The organism is Magnetococcales bacterium, assembly GCA_015228935.1.
In the GTDB taxonomy this organism is placed as follows: Bacteria; Pseudomonadota; Magnetococcia; order Magnetococcales; family DC0425bin3; genus HA3dbin3.
Genome location: JADGCO010000086.1, coordinates 1 through 17,902, shown reverse-complemented (window position 1 = coordinate 17,902; position 17,902 = coordinate 1). Strand labels below are relative to the sequence as shown.

Sequence of the window (17,902 nt, the reverse complement as noted above, 5' to 3'; positions counted from 1 at the left end):
CCCTTCCTCCTGGCGGGGTTTGGGGCGGAGCCCCAACAAAGTCTTTCATATCAAATCTTTTTTTTGCAAGGGTTCTGAATGGTTACTTTATTGCGTGAGTTCTGAATAGAAACGAAAAATCAACAATCCCGCACCACGGCTTGGCGTTTACCGGCGGCGGTTTGGGGAATTTCAGCGACGGTTTCCAGCACAACCGTCATGTCGGTTCCCAGATAGGCCCGGGCATTGGCGCGTACCCGGGCCAGGGTTGCTTCGGATAGTTTATTTCCCAAGGGTTGCAGCAAGATACGCACCCGGTCGGGTCGATCCTGGACAATCTGGGTGTTTGCCACGCCCTGGATGCCCTTGAACAGGTGATCGAGCCGCCCGATGCGACGCCCTGACGGGGTTTCCACGACATCGTCGCAGCGGCCCAGGGTGGCTTTCAGACGGGGAAAGGCTCGGCCACACGGGCATGGCTGGCTGGTATTTTCCAGAATGACACCATCGCCGGTTCGGTAGCGAAACAGGGGCATGACCTGATTGTACAGGCCGGTACCGACAATTTCGCCTTCGCCATCGGGGCGAGGCAGGGTTTCAAACCATCCATAGTCGGTCAGGGCATGGCGATAACCAAATTCACAAACCGCCGTGGCCGCCACCCGTTCCACCTGGCCATAACAGTCAAACACTTTGGCACCGAAGCGGCGTTGAATGCGGAGCCGGTCCGCATCGAACAGGGTTTCGGAGGAGGTAACGATGGCTCGCAGGGAGGAACCGGCATATTCAGTCCCATGTTCTTCCAGCCAACGGGCCAGAAAGCCGATGGAAGAGGGATAGGCCTCGATCAGGGTGGGGTTGTGGCGGGTCAGGGCAGCCAGGATGGCCGGGGCATGGCGGGGTGCAAGGTGATAGGAGGAGACCAGCAACATGCGTTCATCCCGATTGAGTCGCCAGAATGGTGGGGAGTCTTGCTTCACCGGAACGATCAGATCGCCCCGGATCCAGGCGCGTGTCTCTCCGGCACGAAAGCCGGCCCAGGCCAATTGTCGCCAGGAAAAGGCATTTTCCCAGACGACCGCCATCAGATCCTGGTGAATCTGCAGTGGCGAACCCGTGGTCCCGCTCGATCTGCCCGGACTGTCCGGCCAGGAGCCATCCCATAATCGATTGCCCAGAGTCCGGACCGTGGGTTTATCAAGGAGGGGCAGTTGCCGAAACTCTGCCAGGGATTGGAAGGATGCCGGATCGATGCCGGCTTTGGCCCAGGAGTCGCGGTAATGGGGAATGTGTCTCCGGGCGTGACAGGCCAGGGCACGCAGTCGTTGCACTTGAAGGGTTTCAAGGGCTTCGGTATTCAACCACTGGGTGGCATTGACCTCTTCCATGGCCATGCGAAAAAGCCCCCCCTCCCGCAAGGCACGTCGCACCCGGGCACGCAGGGCGAGCAGGATTTCCTGCATGGGCAGCGGGGCATGGCGATACAACACAGAGCGATACATGGTACCGATTCCAGAACCAAGACAGGCAGCTCCTGCCCGGGGCGGCGCGACACAACCACCCATTTAAATTGGGAGTCCGAGTGGTCTGCCAGGATTGGGAGCGTTTCAAATGATGATTTGCCCTTCACGCCGAACAATTTCAAGCAGTGGAATACCGTCGTCTTCTTCCCATTGCCTGATACCTACCCCTATGGGTTCAATGCGATAATCTGTTTGCAAGGTGGCATGCCAGATACGGTCGATATTTTTACGGAGTTTGGGAGGATCGAAGAGGGGGGAAACAACCATTACGTCAATATCGCTCCATTCGGTGGCATCACCCCGTGCGTAAGATCCATAGAGAACGGCAAAGTTTACCGGAATACCATCATTTCGCAAGACTCGAATATAATTTTGTACTGTTTCTATAATTGATTGAGCATCCATGTCCGTATCTCCTGGACCTGTTGGAAAATTATTTTTGCTTCCTGTAGTGACGGAGGTGGACCTGTTTCATCGGCGTAGCGGCCTTCAAGACAATAGCTGTTCAATACAGTAAGCGATTTTCCCATTTCGTGATTGATAGAAAGATCAGTCTGTTGTGCGAGAAAAAGTAAATTATGGATTTTCATAGGTGTTTTTTCAGTCTTTTTTGTTACATGTGCCTTGACGAGCTTTTCCATGGCCAAATGGAGGAAAAACAGTCCGTGGCGAATTTTGCCTTTTTCCAGGGCAATCTCGGCCATTTCCCAATCTTCATTGGATCCTGTGCGCCAGTAATCGATATGTTTGGCGATATTCATATTTATATGATTGTTCCACCTTGTAACCAGGGATGGTTGACGGTAGAAGCTGATTGAACTCTTGTGGCAAATCAGGCCGCCGGATTTTTGGATTGAAATCCCAGCAGGGAGCCGTTGGCCTTGCTTTTCCAGTAATTGATCCGCTTGGTCATGGTGGCGGCCAGCTCGGCTTTTTCCTGTTCGGCCCGTTCCAGCAGGTGTTGATATTTGTGGTGCCACCAGTCGATTTTGCGGTTCAGCTTGACAATCTCTTCCTGATGGGACTGATCATTCAGGCGTACAGCTTTTTCCCGCCACCAGACAACGCGCCGGTTCAAATAATCGACCTCTTTGCGATGTTCCTCTCTCAGGGTTTCCATTTCTGCCTGATGCTTCTGGGTCAACTGATGCATGCGGCGCAAATATTCGGTGCGCATGTCGGTCACGGAGGTGTCGGCTTCCCGCTGCTGGACAATGTCCAGAAAGGTGATCTCGGCCTTTTTCAACATTTGATTGGCCAGCCTGATGGAGTTCAGGGCTTCGCCTTCGTGTGCGGAGTCTGTCAGTTGCAAAACTTTGGCGAATTTTTCAAGATCCAGATCAGCGACCGGCATGGTGACATTCCCTTATCCCGGAGTTTGTGAGGCACTGTCCGAGTTTAATACGATCCGGAAAAAATTGACCAGGAAAATCAGGTTTCGGAGGTCGGATCGGGGCGGGAAATTTTGCGGATTTCCTGGGCACGATAGGTTCCGTCCCGGCCTGGAGAGACGTAAAAGCGGATCATCTCTCCCTGTTGCAGGATTTCATCGGGATTGAGCAGTTCCGAAACATGGAGGTAGATGTTGTTGCGCCGGCATTTGGCAAAGCCGTACCCCTTGTCGGCAAAATAGGTGGTGACAATGGCTTGTTCGGTCTCTCCGACGTTGAGTTCCTCGCCGATGCTGGTCGAATCGACCGGGGTCTGGGCATCGGGGAGGGTGACTTCCGTGGCGGTCAATCCTTCCGCTTCCGATCCGGAACCGACAGTAAATTCAACATTGTCTCCAACCGCGATGGCCGTTTTTCCGGCCTGGCCGGGCTGACCGGGCAGAAGATAAAACCGGATGAGATTGTTGTCGTGATCCCGGATGGTGAGGTGGCCGCTGCCGTCCGCTTGCAGGGATTCGACCTCGCCCCGCATGCGGCTTCCCATCACCAATACTGAACAGGCCTGGGGGCGTCCTCCCTTGCCGGGTTGAATGGCAAACTGGACATGGTCATGTTCCTTGAGGGGAACCTGTGAAATAACATATGTCATATGAACATATATTTCCGCATATTGACTCTGTTCCGTATAAAACTGGATGAAACCGAAACCGCGTTCTTTTTTGAAGGCCGTCACCTTGCCGAAATGGCGGATCCCGGGAGCAGGAGGGGTGGTCATGATTTCCGGGACATGATGGAGGCGATCATGTGTGCCGGGTTGGTGACCGGGGCTGACGACCGTTTGGCCATGCGAACGTCCCGGGGCAACGGTGAGTCGTGTCTGGGATGCCTGGGGTGCGACCGGGAGCGAGGTCACATATTCGGGGTCATGGGCTTGCCAGAAAAGGGCGTAGATATCCGGGTGGGGATAGGGAGAAAAGGCCAGAGGCGATATGCGGTGAAAATAGGCGTCGAAATCGCGATTCTGGTGCCGACCGGCATGGGATCCGACCCAGGCCTGGGGGTGGCGTTCATGGTTTGCCTTCAGTTGCTGACAGGTGACCGTATCCAGAAGGATGGCGTTGCCATGAGCCTGTTCAGCCAGTCGGGCAGACTGTTCCGGGGTGGCTCCCAAAAATTCCAGAGAACCATCGGGCATGGTGCAGGCATGGGCAGAACCTGTGGCGATGCCTATCTTGCAATACAGACGATGTTTCCCGGATAAGCGTTGTTTTTCAATCTCTTCTTGGATGGCGATGGCTGCCTGGACCGCTGGCATGACCTGATCGAAAACAGCCATGGCACTCTTGCGGATCCAGCGCTGAACCTGGCCATGCTGGCAGGTTACCTGTGTGTGAAAATTTTGAAAAAACTCCTGAATGACCGGAATCTGGCGAATTTCCACCTGCGGATCCGGCCATCGGGAAGAGTCATGTATTTTGACAAACAGGAAGCTTTTGTCGATTGTCTGCATGTGTGTCGTGATTCATTCATGTTTGGATTTCCCTGCTCACATCTCAGTTTAGCAGCATGGGTGGGGATGACGCCATGGATGCCATGCGGGAAGGAGATGTCATTTTTCAAAAGAAAATATAAAAAAAAGTAACTATTCAGCCTCCCCATTCAAAACGTTTGAAAAACTGGGATGGGGGTCCAGGGGGAAGCGGCTCTGCCCTTCCCCCTGGCGGGGTTTGGGGCAAAGCCCCAACAAAGCCTTTCATATCAAGTCTTTTTTTTGCAAGGGTTCTGAATAGATACAAAAAATACTGCCATGTTTCAGGACAGCTTTTCAGGAAAAATAAGGCGTTGCAGGGTGTTGGTTGCTTCCTGGTCGATCTGCATGTTTGGCGGGGTTGGTCCAAAATCGGCGGCGATGGCGGCCAACGACTTTCCAATCCGGGGGTGGATCAGGTTGGGCATCAACTCGGCCAGCGGCAAGGCCAGAAACGGCCACTGCAAAATATTCGGATCCGGGATGACGAGGTGTTCATGCTCCAGGACGACCTCGCCCAGCAGGGCAATGTCCAGATCCAGGGTACGCGGACCATTCGGTGCATGGGGGTCACGCCTGCGTGAACATTCGGATTCAATTTTTCGCAATAATTTTCGCAGCAACCAGGGATCCAGGCTGCGTTCGAGCAGGATGGCTCCATTGAGAAAATCCGGTTGTTCGACCAGACCCACCGGTTTGGTCCGATAGACCGTGGAGAGTGCCCGCACGCCCAGTTCCTGCTGGCAACGCCGCAGACCATGGATCAGATTGGGCAGGGGGTCCAGATTGGCACCGAACGCAACCAACGCAGGACCCAGGGTGGTCCGGTTCATGACGCCTGATCCGACATGGATTGTTCGGGGTCACTGTCCATCACCCGGCAGTCCATCACCCGGCAACGAACCGGGGTCCAGGGGGCTGGCGACCGGACAGGTCCAGGACGGAGTCCTGGTGGGGTTCGGGGCGAAGCCCTGATAAAGGTTTTCATATCCAGGCTTTTCTTGAAAGGGTGCTGAATGGTTACTGTTCGGGAAACAGGGCTGGGGACCAGGTTATGCTAAGTGGTTACGGTTCGGGAAACAAGCCGGGGACCAGGTGATCAGGCATGTTTCTGGCGTTGGATGCAGACGCCGACAGTGCGGGCAAAGCGCAGGGCACCGGGTTTTTCCACTTCGATCTGGACCTTCTGGACCAGGGACTCTTCCAGGCAGATGTTGGCCAGGCTTTCGGCCAGGGCCTCGACCAGGGAAAATGAGGAACTCTCTGTCCAACTGATGATCCGTTTGGTCAGGGTTTTATAGTTGATCGTGTCGGCAATGCGGTCACTGTGTCCTGCCCGGGAGAGATCGGCAAAAAGCGTGACATGGATGAGAATGTCCTGGAGGGTGTGTCGTTCCCACTCCTCGATGCCGATGATGCATCGCAGATGCAAATCACGGATGGCAATCTGATCGAATTGTTTTCGTTCCATGTTGCGCCCACCCAATGCAAACAAATTGATGAAAATTTACAGCAGATGTTCGCCTCCATCCACGCTGACCATATCACCAGTAATATAATCATGTTGCAACAAAAAAAGAACCGTCGTGGTGATTTCTGCCAGAGTGCCCGGACGTCCGGCGGGGGTGGCGGCGGCAATACGTTGAAACTGCTCCGGGGTTGCTTCCGGTGCGGCAAGAATCGGACCCGGCGCGATGGCATTGACCTGGATCGTTGGTGCAAGTTCCCTGGCGGCCATTTGGGTCACACTCCACAAGGCGCTTTTGGCGGTGGTGTAGGCAAGGTGACCGGGACGTGGATGGCGGATACGCTGGTCCAGGATGTTGATCACCTTGCCCCGGACACCCGGATCGACCGGGTGGGACCAATGCGGCTGCCGGGCAAAGGCCTGCAACAACAGGAAAGGGGCTGTCAAATTGATTCCCAGATGGCGCTGCCATTGGGTCAGATCCGTATCGCGCAGGCCTCCTGCTGCAAAAATGGCGGCATTGTTGATCAGGATATCCACCCGGCCCATGACCGCCACGGAACGTGGCACCAGGGCTGCGGCCTGTTCCGGGTCGGCCAGGTCGGCGGCGAGCAAAAATGCCTGACCGCCGGCTTGGTGAATCTGATCGCAGACCCCCAGGGCGGCCTGTTTCGACCGATCATGATGAATCATGACCGTCACGCCGGCCCCGGCCAGTGCCCGGGCACAGGCGGCTCCCAGGCGTTGGCCGGCACCGGTGATCAGGGCTGTGGTTCCCGGCAGTTTCATATCCTGGCTTCAGGAGTGCGAAAAAATGTCTTCATCCTCCCAGCCGCCCATGTCCAGGGCGGCGCGGGTGGGAAGAAATTGCATGCAGGCCAGGGCGAGATCCAGACGGTTTTCCCGCCGCAACATGGTTTCCAGTTTTTCCCGGATCGCCACAAGATGGATGACATCCGCCGCGGCATAAGCCTGTTGCTGGGGTGACAGGGTGGCGGCAGCCCAATCCGAAGATTGTTGTTGCTTGTCCAGACGAATGTCCAAAAACTCCGCCACCAGATCCTTCAAACCATGCGCTCCCGTGTAGGTTCGAATCAGCCGCGAAGCAATCTTGGTGCAGAATACGGGACGCACGGCAATACCCAGCCAATGGTGCAGCATGGCCAGGTCAAAACGGGCAAAGTGAAAAATTTTTTCCACCTGGGCGGCTTCCAGTACGGCTTTCAGGCGCGGTGCCTGGTAGTGGCGTGTCTGTACCAAAGTGACCAGACCCTCTTCATTGCACATCTGGACCAGGCAGAGCCGGTCCCTTTGAATGCGCAACCCCTGGGTTTCGGTATCGACAGCCAGATAGCGACTGGCGAGGTAGCGTCGCTGACGCTCTTCATCCAAATCTTCCTGCAAAACCAGGGCCTGGGGTGTGGTGGCAGTCATGATCCTTGTCCCTTTCGTTGGCGTGGTGGCAGGCAAAATTGCCAAAACCGTACCTCTCATGAAAATATGGTGCAAAAAAGCATATGAACGTGCGACTCATGCATGATAAAATGTAACACATTTACCGGTTGGATATAAGGTCGGGAATTTTTACCAAACCTCGCAAGCCAAGGGGATCCAGAAAACATGTCACAACGGGACCGCTATTCCGCTGATCAATTGGCCAAGATTCGTGCCACTCTCAAGGACACCCTGGGAGAAGATGCTGCCAAAGCCCTGGAAAATCTGGACAACAGATTTGTCCCTGCCAGGGAGTCATCCGATGGTGACGAAAACGCTCCAAAAGGCAAAAAAAAGATGGAGCGTCCTACAGCCAGCTCCAAGGCCAATAAAATTGATGTCGAGGAGTTGGCTCGTTCCGGGCAGATTGCCAAAATGGTGGAAGCCCTGCCGCATGTATTGGGAGATGCCATCAAGGTCAAGGCTTTGATCAGTGCCATCCTGAACAATGGTGAAACCAAGGCCATGCATCTTGTGGATGCCTTGAGCAAAGTTCATAAACAGGTGGATCTGATTGATCCATTGGTGCAGAAAATTGTTTCTTTCAAGGGAATCAATCCCCTGGTGGACTCCCTGAAATTTTCCACCGCCAGCCCGAGCGCCATGCGCCTCCTGGCCCAGGGCATTGCCGAACAGGGAACGGTCAACCACATTTTGCGTGCCATTGCCGGTGCCCCGAAAAATCAGGATGAGGCGGAAGTCATCTGGACCATGGAAGTGATCGGCAAAGGGTCTGTCGATCAGGTCCTGGATGCCATGAAGTTGATTGATCCTCTGTCCCCGGGGTCGGTCATTCTGGCTACCGGTCTGGTCAATCGCAAAGGGATTCAGGCTGAACCCCTGGTGCGCGGCTTGACGGCCTGCAAGGACAATCCCAAGTCGTCCACGCTCGTGGCCGCAACTCTGTGCAAAATGATCGAAGTCCCGGCCCTGATCTCCATCCTGGAAAAATATTTGCCGGACAAATGCGAAGCGGCGGAAATCATCATTGCCCAACTGGTGCATCGTTGCGTGGATTTTTCCAATCGCAATCGCGAGGTCGTCGAGGCGGCCCGGTACATCAAGGCGGACAGCATGGCTGGTCAAATCCTGGCCCTGGGGCTGATCAAGCTCGATAATGATGATGAACTGCTCAGAGGGTACAAACGCCTCCCCGCCAACTCCATGGCCAAAAAAATGACCGCCCTGGCCATCATCAAGAAAAAAGGCAAACTCATGTCACTCCGCACCCTGGGCAAGGAGGGCTGGGATTTGACCAAGGATGCCGATGCCATCGAAAAAGCCGGTCGGGTTGCCCAGGCACGTTACAAGTGGATTCTGACCAACCTTCTTCCAGATGAACCAAAGCCTGCCGAGGCAGCGGCAGAACAATAAGGCACCAACCTCCAGAAAGCACCAACCTCCAGGTTCGGAACCAGGTTGGTTATCCGGTATTCCGGGTTCTGTGTCCGGATCGGAATTCGGAACCGGTTCGTTTCCCGGTGTTCCGGATTCTATTCCGGATCGGAATATGGCGGGGCAGGTGGCGGAGGTGCAGCAGACCCTGGTCCAAAGTAGGGCTGTTGCGGTGCCTTGCTGGTTCCCGGGCCGGGATAGGGGGCACCCGGATAGGAGGGAATGCCTGCCGGCGGTTGAATTGCCCCGCCAGATCCGGGATAGGTCCGCTGTGACAAGGAACCGGGCCTGGTTCCGGGATAGGTGCCACCAGAGGGCGGGCGGATCGTTTCCGGACCGGCAGAGGAGGTCCCACCAGGAACAGCAGGATAGGCTCCGGGAGTGGCAGGGTAGGTCTGTTGCGGTGAAGGACCTGAGCCTGTTCTGGGATAGGTGGCAGGCGGGCGGGGTGTTTCCAGACCGGTGGGATAGGTTCCCGGAGCGGCAGGATAGGCCCCAGGTGTGGCAGGGTAGGTCTGTTGCGGTGAAGGACCTGAGCCTGTTCTGGGATAGGTGGCAGGCGGGCGGGGTGTTTCCGGACCGCTGGGATAGGCACCTGGAGCGGCAGGATAACTCTGCTGTGGAGCGGAGCCGGATCCCGTTCTGCCCGGATAAGCGGCGGGTGGGCGGGTTGTTCCCGGACCGGCAGGATAGGGGTAGGCTCCAGGAGTGACAGCAGGATAGGCCCCGGGTGTGACAGCGGGATAGGTCCCGGGTGTGACAGCAGGATAGGCCCCGGGTGTGACAGGATAAGTCTGCTGCGATGCGGAGCCGGATCCCGTTCTGCCAGGATAAACGGCAGGCGAGCGGGCTGTTTCCGGACCGGCAGGATAGGTTCCGGGATGGGTCTGCTGCGGGTATGTCACCGGGCGGGAAGGCTGGCCTGTACCGGGTCGGGCAGCCGGCAGCATGATGGGTTTGGTCGCAGCATTCGTCGCGTCAGGGGATGGGCCCGAACCAGGCATGGGATTGGGCACCTGGGGGGGTGACACAAACCCGGGTTCAAAATCGGGCAAATCGTGTGGTGACACCGGTTTGAATTGAGAGCCGGATCCATCGAGAGGCGCCACGGATCCGGGTTCAAAATCCGACACCGGAGAGGTTGGCGCAGACCCGGGTTCAATACCCGGCACCGGATCGGGCATGGGGGAGGCCGGCACAGATCCGGGTCCGGAATCCGGCACAGGATTTGGCGTGTCGGAAGCGGGTTCAGATCCGGGTGCGAAGCCGGGTACCCGGGGAGCTGGCACAGGTCTGGATTCGAAGGCCGATCCGCTTGTACCAGGTTGCGGCATGGATTCGGGACCGGAAAGCGGTCCACCCGGGCCAGGCACGGAAGCGGGTGCGGAAACCTCCGTGCCCGGAGTGGGCATGGACCCGGAATCGGGAACCATCAGGTCAGGCATGGGTGTCGCAGGGGGGGTCAAGGATTGAATGCCCTGCGGAGTCACCTGGAAAAAGTGATACTCCCTCTGGCTCAAACCGTTTTTCAGGAAGCGGACCCGCCCCGAACTGCTGTAGAACCCTTCCTGACGGACCAGAATCTGCCGCCAATTGGGACCACCCAACCGCTGATCCCGTTGTGCCTGCGCCAGAATGGCAATGCTGTCATAGACCAGTTGCGCCAGCGCGGGGGGGCGGTTTCCCCAGATTTGCTGATACCGGGTTTCAAACTGTTGCCGAAGAAGAGGATCGGTGTCACAAAAAAAAGATCCCTGCAAATAATCCGTTCCTTCCGAAAGCAGCAGATCGGAATTGTTCCACATGGCCGTACCCAGATAAGTGACCCGGGAAACGCCGATATTGCTGTTGGCTGCCTGCGGGGCGATCAAACGCACCTGATCTGCCCGGGCTGGAATGAACATGCCCTCGAAATTACCCCGTGTTTCCATTTGGGATAACATTTTGATCGACTGGGTGAAATCCTTGCTGTCATCCGGAAAGTTGGCAACCCGGACCACCTCTCCCCCCTGGCGCAGCACCTCCTGGGTAAAGGCCTGGCTGGTCATCTCTCCATAGGATGTCTGGGGGGCCAGGATGGCAAAGCGACGCAGCCCTTTTTCGGCCATGGCATAACGGGCGATGGCTTCGGCCTGTTGTTCGGGCAGGAAGGCATTGAGCAGAACATCCGGATAGGGGCTGTTGCGCACCGGTTCTCCGGTGGATTTGTGCTGGGAGGTGTTGCCGATTTGCAGAATATCTTTGTGGGGGTTCAGGGGCATGAGGGGAATGCCCTTCAGGCGGGCGGCTTCGGCCACCGCCTTGGCCGGAGCCAGGAATACCGGTCCGATGACAATCCGCACCCCCTGTGTTGCCAGACGCTCGAAGCCGGCCAAGGCCTGTTCGACCACACCGGCTGTATCTTCGACCAGCAGTTCCAGGGCGACATCCGGAAAATCCGCCAGCGCCTGTTGGGCAGAGTGCAGAAGATGCTCCCCCAACACCGCATGACGACCACTCAAGGGCAACAGCAAACCCACACGGAAGGGAGATTCGGTTGACAGGGGTTGGAGACGACGCTGGGCTTCCGTGACGGTCAACATGGCATTGCGGGCCGAGGTTGTTTGTTGCCAAAGGGAGCGGGCCGTTCCGGCTTCGCCCATGGCCAGATATCGATCCCCCAATGCCACCTGCAAGGCAGGGGTCAGAACAGAACCGGGTTGCTGCTGTTGCAGTAATTGCAAAAGACGATTCCGGTCAAACAGACCGGCTGTGTGCAAAAGAATACGCTCCCGATCCGGATCCAGAGTGGTTGCGGAGAGATGCCGCTTCAGCGTGATGGATTCTTCGCTGGTTGTCCCGTCAGGGTTGCCTTGAAAATATTTTTCCAACTGTGCCTGCCAGGCAATCAGGTCTTTGAAGTTGGCACCGGGTGTGGCGGGTGGTGGCAATTCTTCTTGTTGGATGCGTGGTGGTGGTTGCACAATCGGCGGTGGTGCAACCGGATTGGCGGCAGTATTTTGTTGACGAACCGGGGGTGGTGGTGTTTCCCGTGCGGGCTGCGGCGGTGTGCGGGAGGCGATCACTCCGCAAGCTGCCAAAAGTCCTCCCACCAGGAAGAGGCTTACCAGTCGCAACCACCATTCCGGCCCATGCAGGGTTTTCCAAGACATGATTCCAGTTCCCAGGGAAGATGGATCAGCGCACATCTGCATCTCCATGCTCTTCAGTTGATTCTTTGTACAGCCTTGCACTCCAGGAAGCAACATCCACGACGTCCGATGCGGCCATGGTATCCGAAAAACAGATTCATTCCCGCGAAAAAAGAAACGCATGAACAAAAGAGAGAGTCTGGTCGCAGCAGTCACGGTTCAATTGGCAGGCAACGGGTTCAGGACAATGATCAACGATGACTCCTGGATTGCAGATGGGGGACATAGCGCTTGTCAACCTGGGCAATGTGCCTGATCAACCAATCCTTGGCCAGAATCAAGAGATCAATGGCCACGGCAAAGTCCCCTTTTTGAAAACCATCCGCAAGTTGCTGGACGGAGTTCAACAGGGCGGCATGTTTGTTCTGATGGGCGGTCAGTTCCGGATAGCCATGTTGTCGCAGCAACCCTTCTTCCATGTCGAAGTGGGTGCGCGTATAGGAGATCAGTTCCTGGAGGGTTTGACCAATACTCTGGCTTGCCTGGCCATCCCTGACGGCCTGGTGCAAAGTGTTCATGATATTGGCCAGTTGCCGGTGCTGCACATCGACAACCTCGATGCCGGTATCCAGACCTGCATGCCAAGTGAAAAACGGCTTGCTGGCACGCTCCTCTGTTTCACCCAGATAGATGCGATCCAGCAGGTTGAACAGACGTTGCCGTAATGCCAGAAATTCTTCATGGCGGGTTGCGGCTGCTGCCGAATCATTTTGCATGATCTGGCAGGTGACAACATCCTGGGCCGCCGTGTAGAGCTGTTGATGGATCTCTTGGGCTGTGGCTGGGAGTGATGTGCCATGGGATTGTTTATGGGCCTCTTTCTGGAGCCAGAGGCCAAAATCCGTGGCTTCCGCCGAGGATATTTCTGTTGGCTCCAGGTGCAGGCGACCAGAGAGAACATGTTCCAATTGGCTTTGCAGGACCAGAATGGTCCATTTGACCTGGCGCATGTTGAAAAGCGGCGGACGCATGACCAGCTCCATCTGGGTGGCCAGAAGCGAACTGCTCATGTCCTGCAACACCTGCCCCATGCGTTGAAAATGGCGTGCAGATGCGAGCATCAGATTGGAGGTTTCGCTGGCGGCCACCATTTTTTCCTGGACGATGCCGGAGGATTGTCCGGTTCGCTGCACGGCTTCCAGGACATGGTTCGCCAGGGCATACGCCTGGGAACTCTCTTCGGCAACCTGCTGGGCTGAACTCGCCACCACGGTGGCGGAGTGGGCAATTTCCCGGGTACCCAGGGCGGCCTCAGCCGCCGCCCGGGAAACATCCTGGGCCGCCAGGTTGAGTTCATGGGTGTTGCGGGTCACTTCGCCGGCTCCATCCGCCACGGCCTGAATGGCCTGGCCAATGGTCTGGATGGTCTTGGTCTGTTCATCCACGGAAAAGGTGATGTCCCGGTTGGCCTGGTTGATCCGGCCAACGCTGGCCACAATGTCCTGGGTGGCCTGGGACACTTCATCCGTAATATCGCGGATTTCCGAAGTCTTGTCCGAAATCATCCGGGTGGCTTCACCGGTTTGCCGGGCCAGCTCCTTGACTTCATTGGCCACCACGGCAAATCCCTTGCCGGCCTCGCCGGCTCCGGCGGCCTCGATTGAGGCGTTCAACGCCAACATGTTGGTCTGTCCGGCAATATCGTTGATGATTTCCACGACATTGCCGATTGCCTGGGCCGATGCCGCCAACTTTTTCATCACTTCGCGGGTGGACTGGGCATTGCTGTTGGCCTGATCCGATTCGGAACTGGCCGCCTGACAACGCAGACGAACCTCCTCCAGGGCCAGGGTCATCTGCTGAACCGACGCAGCCACGGATTGGACCGATTGATCGACATATTCCAGATTTTTGTTGACACCGCCAATGTTGGCCGTGATCTGTTCTGCGGCTGACGCCATGGTCGTGATGTTGCTGCTGGCCTGCTCGGCCCCGCTGGCAATGGTGGTGACATCCCCGGCAACCTTGTCGATGGCCGCAGAAATGGCTTGTACATTGCCTGTGGCCTGGTGGATCAACGTGTCAACCTGGGCAATCTCTCCGGCCAGATTCTGGTTTTCCGTGCTGGCCTGGGTCACCGTGGCCTGCGAATTGTGGGCATCGGCCTCCACCATTTCCCGGATCCGAACCAGCTCTGTGGCACAGGCGACAATACTGCCCGAATGCAGTTGAATGAGGGTCAGCAGGCGCTCGTTGTTTTCGGCCATCTGGTTGACCTGGCGGCCAATGCCGCTGACTTCATCCCGGGCATCGGTCACCTTGACCCGTGTGGTCAACTCCCCATCGGCCAGCGCGGAGACGGCACTGCCGATGCGTTCGACGCCTCCCACCAGGGAGCGGCTCAAAAACCATCCGGCAACGGCCATCAACACCACCGTCAGGAACAACAAACCCAGGATGCCATTTCCCAGGGTGGCCATTTCGTCCACAATGGCGATCAACTCCTGTCGGCTGAGTGCGGTCTGCTGCGTGACAAACGGTTCCAGCACTTGGACCAGGGCATCGGTCTCCCGGTCAAAACCTTCCATGAGCCGGTTGCCGACTGCGGGTCCTCCATCGACATATCCCCGTGCCATCTGCTGTCCCATGGCATACCAGGCATCAAAACGGGCCAGGATGTTGCGCAGGGCGTCCAATTCTTTTTGATTGTTGTCTTGCTGGAATTGTTTGCGAAATTGTTCCAGGTGTTTCCGGAATTCGGCTGCCTGGGTTTGTGCCTGGTCGAATCCCTTGTCCTGGCCATCCCGGCCCCGGGTTGCGGAAATGTCCGAGAGCCACTGTTGAATCTCGACGACATCCAGTTTCATCTCCGTGGCCAACAGGGAGAGTTCGATTCCCTGTTTTTGCACTTTTTCAGCTCGTTCCGCGACGTTGCGGTCCGTGACCAGGACCCAGATGTCCATCAGCAGCAGGACCAGGAACGGTACCAGAAAGGCCAGGATGATCCGATCACGAATTTTCAGATTCAGGAGTTTGTGCATGTGATTCATGACGCCATGATCCTGCCGTACCGGGTATCGTTACAGGCTGCCGCAGCAATGTTTGAATTTGCGGCCACTGCCGCAAGGACAGAGAGAGTTGCGTCCCACCTTTTCTTCGGAGCGTCGATAAGGCAGTTTTTCCTCTTCATTATCGGTCTGATCTTCGGCTGCGGCCTGGGCTTGCAGCGTGAGCAGGCGGTCCCGTGCCGCCGCCAGTTCCTCTTCGCGGCGTTGCACCTCTTCCGGTTTTTGTACCTCGACCCGGGACAGCACTTCCACGGTTTCAGAACGAATCCGTTCCATCAAACCGTCAAACAGCTCGAAGGCCTCCCGTTTATATTCATTCAAGGGATCTTTCTGGGCATAGCCGCGCAGATGGATCCCTTCCTTCAGGTGATCCATGTTCAGCAGATGCTCTTTCCATAGATAGTCAAGGATCTGCAACAGGACGGATTTTTCCAGATAACGCAGCAGGTCGGAACCGATGCGGTTTTCCCGTTCCTGATTGTAGGCCTGGATGGCTTCCAGGGTTCGTTCCCGGACCACCTGGGCGGTGACATTTTCCTCTTCTTTCCAGGCTTCGGCGGGGACCTGAACCCCGAACTGGTGCAGGATGGCATCGGCAAATTCCCGTGCCTTCCACTGGTCGGCGTAAACCGCTTCGGGAATGTGCTGTTCCAGCAGGGTGTCGAGCAACTCGGCGCGAATCTCGCCAATATACTCAAAAATTTCATTGGCTTCCATCAATTCGCGCCGCTGTTCGTAGATCACCTTGCGCTGTTCATTCATCACATCGTCAAAGCGCAGGAGATTTTTCCGAATGTCGAAATTGCGCCCTTCGACCTTTTTCTGGGCCGACTCGATGGCCTTGTTGATCCAGGGGTGGATGATCGCCTCCCCCTCCTGCAACCCCAGCTTGACGAGCATGGCATCCATGCGCTCGGAGCCGAAAATGCGCATGAGATCATCTTGCAGGGAGAGATAGAAGCGGCTGGAACCGGGGTCCCCCTGGCGTCCGGACCGTCCGCGCAACTGATTGTCGATACGGCGGGATTCGTGGCGCTCCGTGGCCAGAATGTGCAGGCCGCCTGCCGCGATCACGGCGGCTTTTTCCTGTTCGCATTCGCTGCGGATGGCTGTTTCCCGTTGGGCACGCTCTTCCGGGGCAAGGTCTGCCGGCACTTCCTTGCGAATGCGCATCTCCGGATTGCCTCCCAACTGAATGTCCGTGCCGCGTCCGGCCATGTTGGTGGCAATGGTCACCATGTTTTTGCGCCCGGCCTGGGCCACGATTTCCGCTTCCTGGGCGTGAAATTTGGCGTTCAGCACATTGTGCGGAATCTTGGTTTTTTTCAGGCGCCGGGAGAGTTCCTCGGACTTTTCGATGGAGATGGTTCCCACCAGGACCGGCTGCCCGCGCTGATGGCAATCCTGAATCTCCTCCAGTATGGCCTGATATTTTTCTTCCAGGGTACGGAACACCACATCGTCGTGATCGATCCGGATCATGGGTTTGTTGGTGGGAATCACGACCACTTCCAGGTTGTAGATGGCCTGGAATTCGGTGGCTTCGGTATCTGCCGTTCCGGTCATGCCGGCCAGCTTGGGGTACATGCGGAACAGATTCTGGAATGTAATGGAAGCCAGGGTCTGGGATTCGTTTTGGATCACCACCTGTTCCTTGGCCTCCAGGGCCTGATGCAGACCATCCGAATACCGCCGACCCGGCATCATGCGTCCGGTGAATTCGTCGATGATCACCACCTCGTCATCCTTGACGATGTAGTCCCGGTCTTTTTCAAACAGGGCGTGGGCACGCAAGGCTTGGTTGACGTGGTGGACACTTTCGACATTGGCCAGATCGTAGAGGTTGCCCTCCTTGAGGATGCCGTGTTTGCGGAGGAGGTTTTCGATGGTTTCATTGCCCTCCTCGGTAAAGGTGACGGTCCGGGCCTTTTCGTCCACCGTGTAGTGGGTCTCTTTGAGCAGATCGGGTATCAGGCGATCCACCCGATAATATTTGTCGGTATTGTCTTCGGTGGGGCCGGAAATGATCAGCGGGGTGCGGGCTTCATCGATCAGAATGGAGTCCACCTCATCGACGATGGCAAAATTGGGCGTTCTCTGGACAATTTCGCCCAGGGTGAATTTCATGTTGTCGCGCAGATAGTCGAAGCCGAACTCGTTGTTGGTTCCATAGGTGATATCGGCCTGATAGGCCTGGCGGCGTTCATCGTCATCCAGGCCGTGGACGATGATCCCCACGTTCAGATTCAATTGATTGTAGATCATCCCCATCCACTCGGCATCGCGCCGGGCCAGATAGTCGTTGACCGTGACCAGATGTGCCCCTCGACCGGTCAGGGCATTGAGATAGAGCGGCAGGGTGGCCACCAGGGTCTTGCCTTCGCCGGTTTTCATTTCGGTGATGCGTCCCTGATGCAAGACAATGCCGCCGATCAACTGTGTATCAAAATGTCGCATGCCCGTGGTGCGCCGGCTGGCTTCCCGAACCGCTGCAAAGGCCTCGGGCAATAAATCATCCAGCGCCTCTCCCTGTTCCAGACGCTGCCTGAATTCGGCAGTCTTGCCGCGCAGTCCCGGTTCATCCAGTTTGGCAAAATCCGGTTCCAAGGCGTTGATCCGGTCCACCAGGGGGCGCAAGCTCTTGAGATAGCGGTCGTTTCTGGATCCGAAAATCTTTCGGACAATGGCACCAAACATGGAGTCGAATCCTTTCTGGTTCAAGCAAGACGAAATTCCCTTATAACACACTCTTCCCGGGATTGGCAGGAGTGGTCGGGAGTGCGTGCCGACAGAAATTCAAGCAGGATAAATTTTGGCAGGCGTGGTCGGGAATGTGCGCCGACAAATATTCAGGGTAACCATTCAGCCTCCCCATTCAAAACGTTTGAAAAACTGGGATGGGGGTCCAGGGGGAAGGGGCTCTGC

General features: G+C 56.5%; 13 protein-coding genes. 1 reads left to right on the top strand and 12 read right to left on the bottom strand.

The features are described from left to right. Positions 1-119 precede the first annotated feature (119 nt). The 9 genes from HQL65_16275 to HQL65_16235 form a co-directional block, all read right to left on the bottom strand. Entirely contained in the window at positions 120-1,481 is a 1,362-nt protein-coding gene (locus HQL65_16275; GenBank protein MBF0137787.1) for a phenylacetate--CoA ligase family protein, read from the bottom strand. A gap of 105 nt (positions 1,482-1,586) precedes the next feature. Then, positions 1,587-1,907 (bottom strand): nucleotidyltransferase domain-containing protein, encoded by a 321-nt coding sequence (locus HQL65_16270; protein MBF0137786.1) that lies wholly within the window; start codon positions 1,905-1,907, stop codon positions 1,587-1,589. Beyond that, a complete protein-coding gene (locus HQL65_16265) occupies positions 1,886-2,263 on the bottom strand; it encodes a HEPN domain-containing protein (GenBank protein MBF0137785.1) in 378 nt (125 codons plus the stop codon). The genes HQL65_16270 and HQL65_16265 overlap by 22 nt, the downstream gene beginning before the upstream one ends. 71 nt (positions 2,264-2,334) lie before the next feature. Beyond that, positions 2,335-2,856, bottom strand: a complete 522-nt coding sequence (locus HQL65_16260) for a hypothetical protein (GenBank protein ID MBF0137784.1) — start codon at positions 2,854-2,856, stop codon at positions 2,335-2,337. Positions 2,857-2,933: 77 nt separating this feature from the next. Continuing rightward, positions 2,934-4,403, bottom strand: coding sequence for a cold shock domain-containing protein (locus HQL65_16255; GenBank protein ID MBF0137783.1), 1,470 nt, complete (start codon positions 4,401-4,403; stop codon positions 2,934-2,936). A gap of 302 nt (positions 4,404-4,705) precedes the next feature. Beyond that, a complete protein-coding gene (gene folK, locus HQL65_16250; GenBank protein ID MBF0137782.1) occupies positions 4,706-5,254 on the bottom strand; it encodes a 2-amino-4-hydroxy-6-hydroxymethyldihydropteridine diphosphokinase in 549 nt (182 codons plus the stop codon). A 266-nt stretch (positions 5,255-5,520) separates the two neighbouring features. Next, positions 5,521-5,892 carry a dihydroneopterin aldolase gene (folB, locus tag HQL65_16245; GenBank protein MBF0137781.1) on the bottom strand — a complete coding sequence of 124 codons (372 nt, stop codon included), beginning with the start codon at positions 5,890-5,892 and terminating at the stop codon, positions 5,521-5,523. 36 nt (positions 5,893-5,928) lie between these two features. Beyond that, positions 5,929-6,678, bottom strand: coding sequence for an SDR family oxidoreductase (locus HQL65_16240; GenBank protein MBF0137780.1), 750 nt, complete (start codon positions 6,676-6,678; stop codon positions 5,929-5,931). Positions 6,679-6,687: 9 nt separating this feature from the next. Continuing rightward, complete coding sequence (locus HQL65_16235; GenBank protein MBF0137779.1) at positions 6,688-7,323, bottom strand: ribonuclease D; 636 nt, start codon at positions 7,321-7,323, stop codon at positions 6,688-6,690. Between the two features lie 186 nt (positions 7,324-7,509). Between HQL65_16235 and HQL65_16230 the strand changes: the two genes are divergently transcribed. Continuing rightward, a complete protein-coding gene (locus HQL65_16230) occupies positions 7,510-8,757 on the top strand; it encodes a hypothetical protein (GenBank protein MBF0137778.1) in 1,248 nt (415 codons plus the stop codon). Positions 8,758-8,876: 119 nt separating this feature from the next. Here the strand turns inward: HQL65_16230 and HQL65_16225 are convergent, their stop codons facing one another. From HQL65_16225 to secA, 3 genes are all read right to left on the bottom strand, one after another. Next, positions 8,877-11,930 (bottom strand): penicillin-binding protein activator, encoded by a 3,054-nt coding sequence (locus HQL65_16225; protein ID MBF0137777.1) that lies wholly within the window; start codon positions 11,928-11,930, stop codon positions 8,877-8,879. Positions 11,931-12,160: 230 nt separating this feature from the next. Then, on the bottom strand, positions 12,161-14,959 hold the full coding sequence (locus tag HQL65_16220) for a bacteriohemerythrin (GenBank protein ID MBF0137776.1): 2,799 nt from the start codon (positions 14,957-14,959) through the stop codon (positions 12,161-12,163). A 30-nt stretch (positions 14,960-14,989) separates the two neighbouring features. Further along, positions 14,990-17,674 carry a preprotein translocase subunit SecA gene (secA, locus tag HQL65_16215; protein ID MBF0137775.1) on the bottom strand — a complete coding sequence of 895 codons (2,685 nt, stop codon included), beginning with the start codon at positions 17,672-17,674 and terminating at the stop codon, positions 14,990-14,992. Between the last annotated feature and the right edge of the window lie 228 nt (positions 17,675-17,902).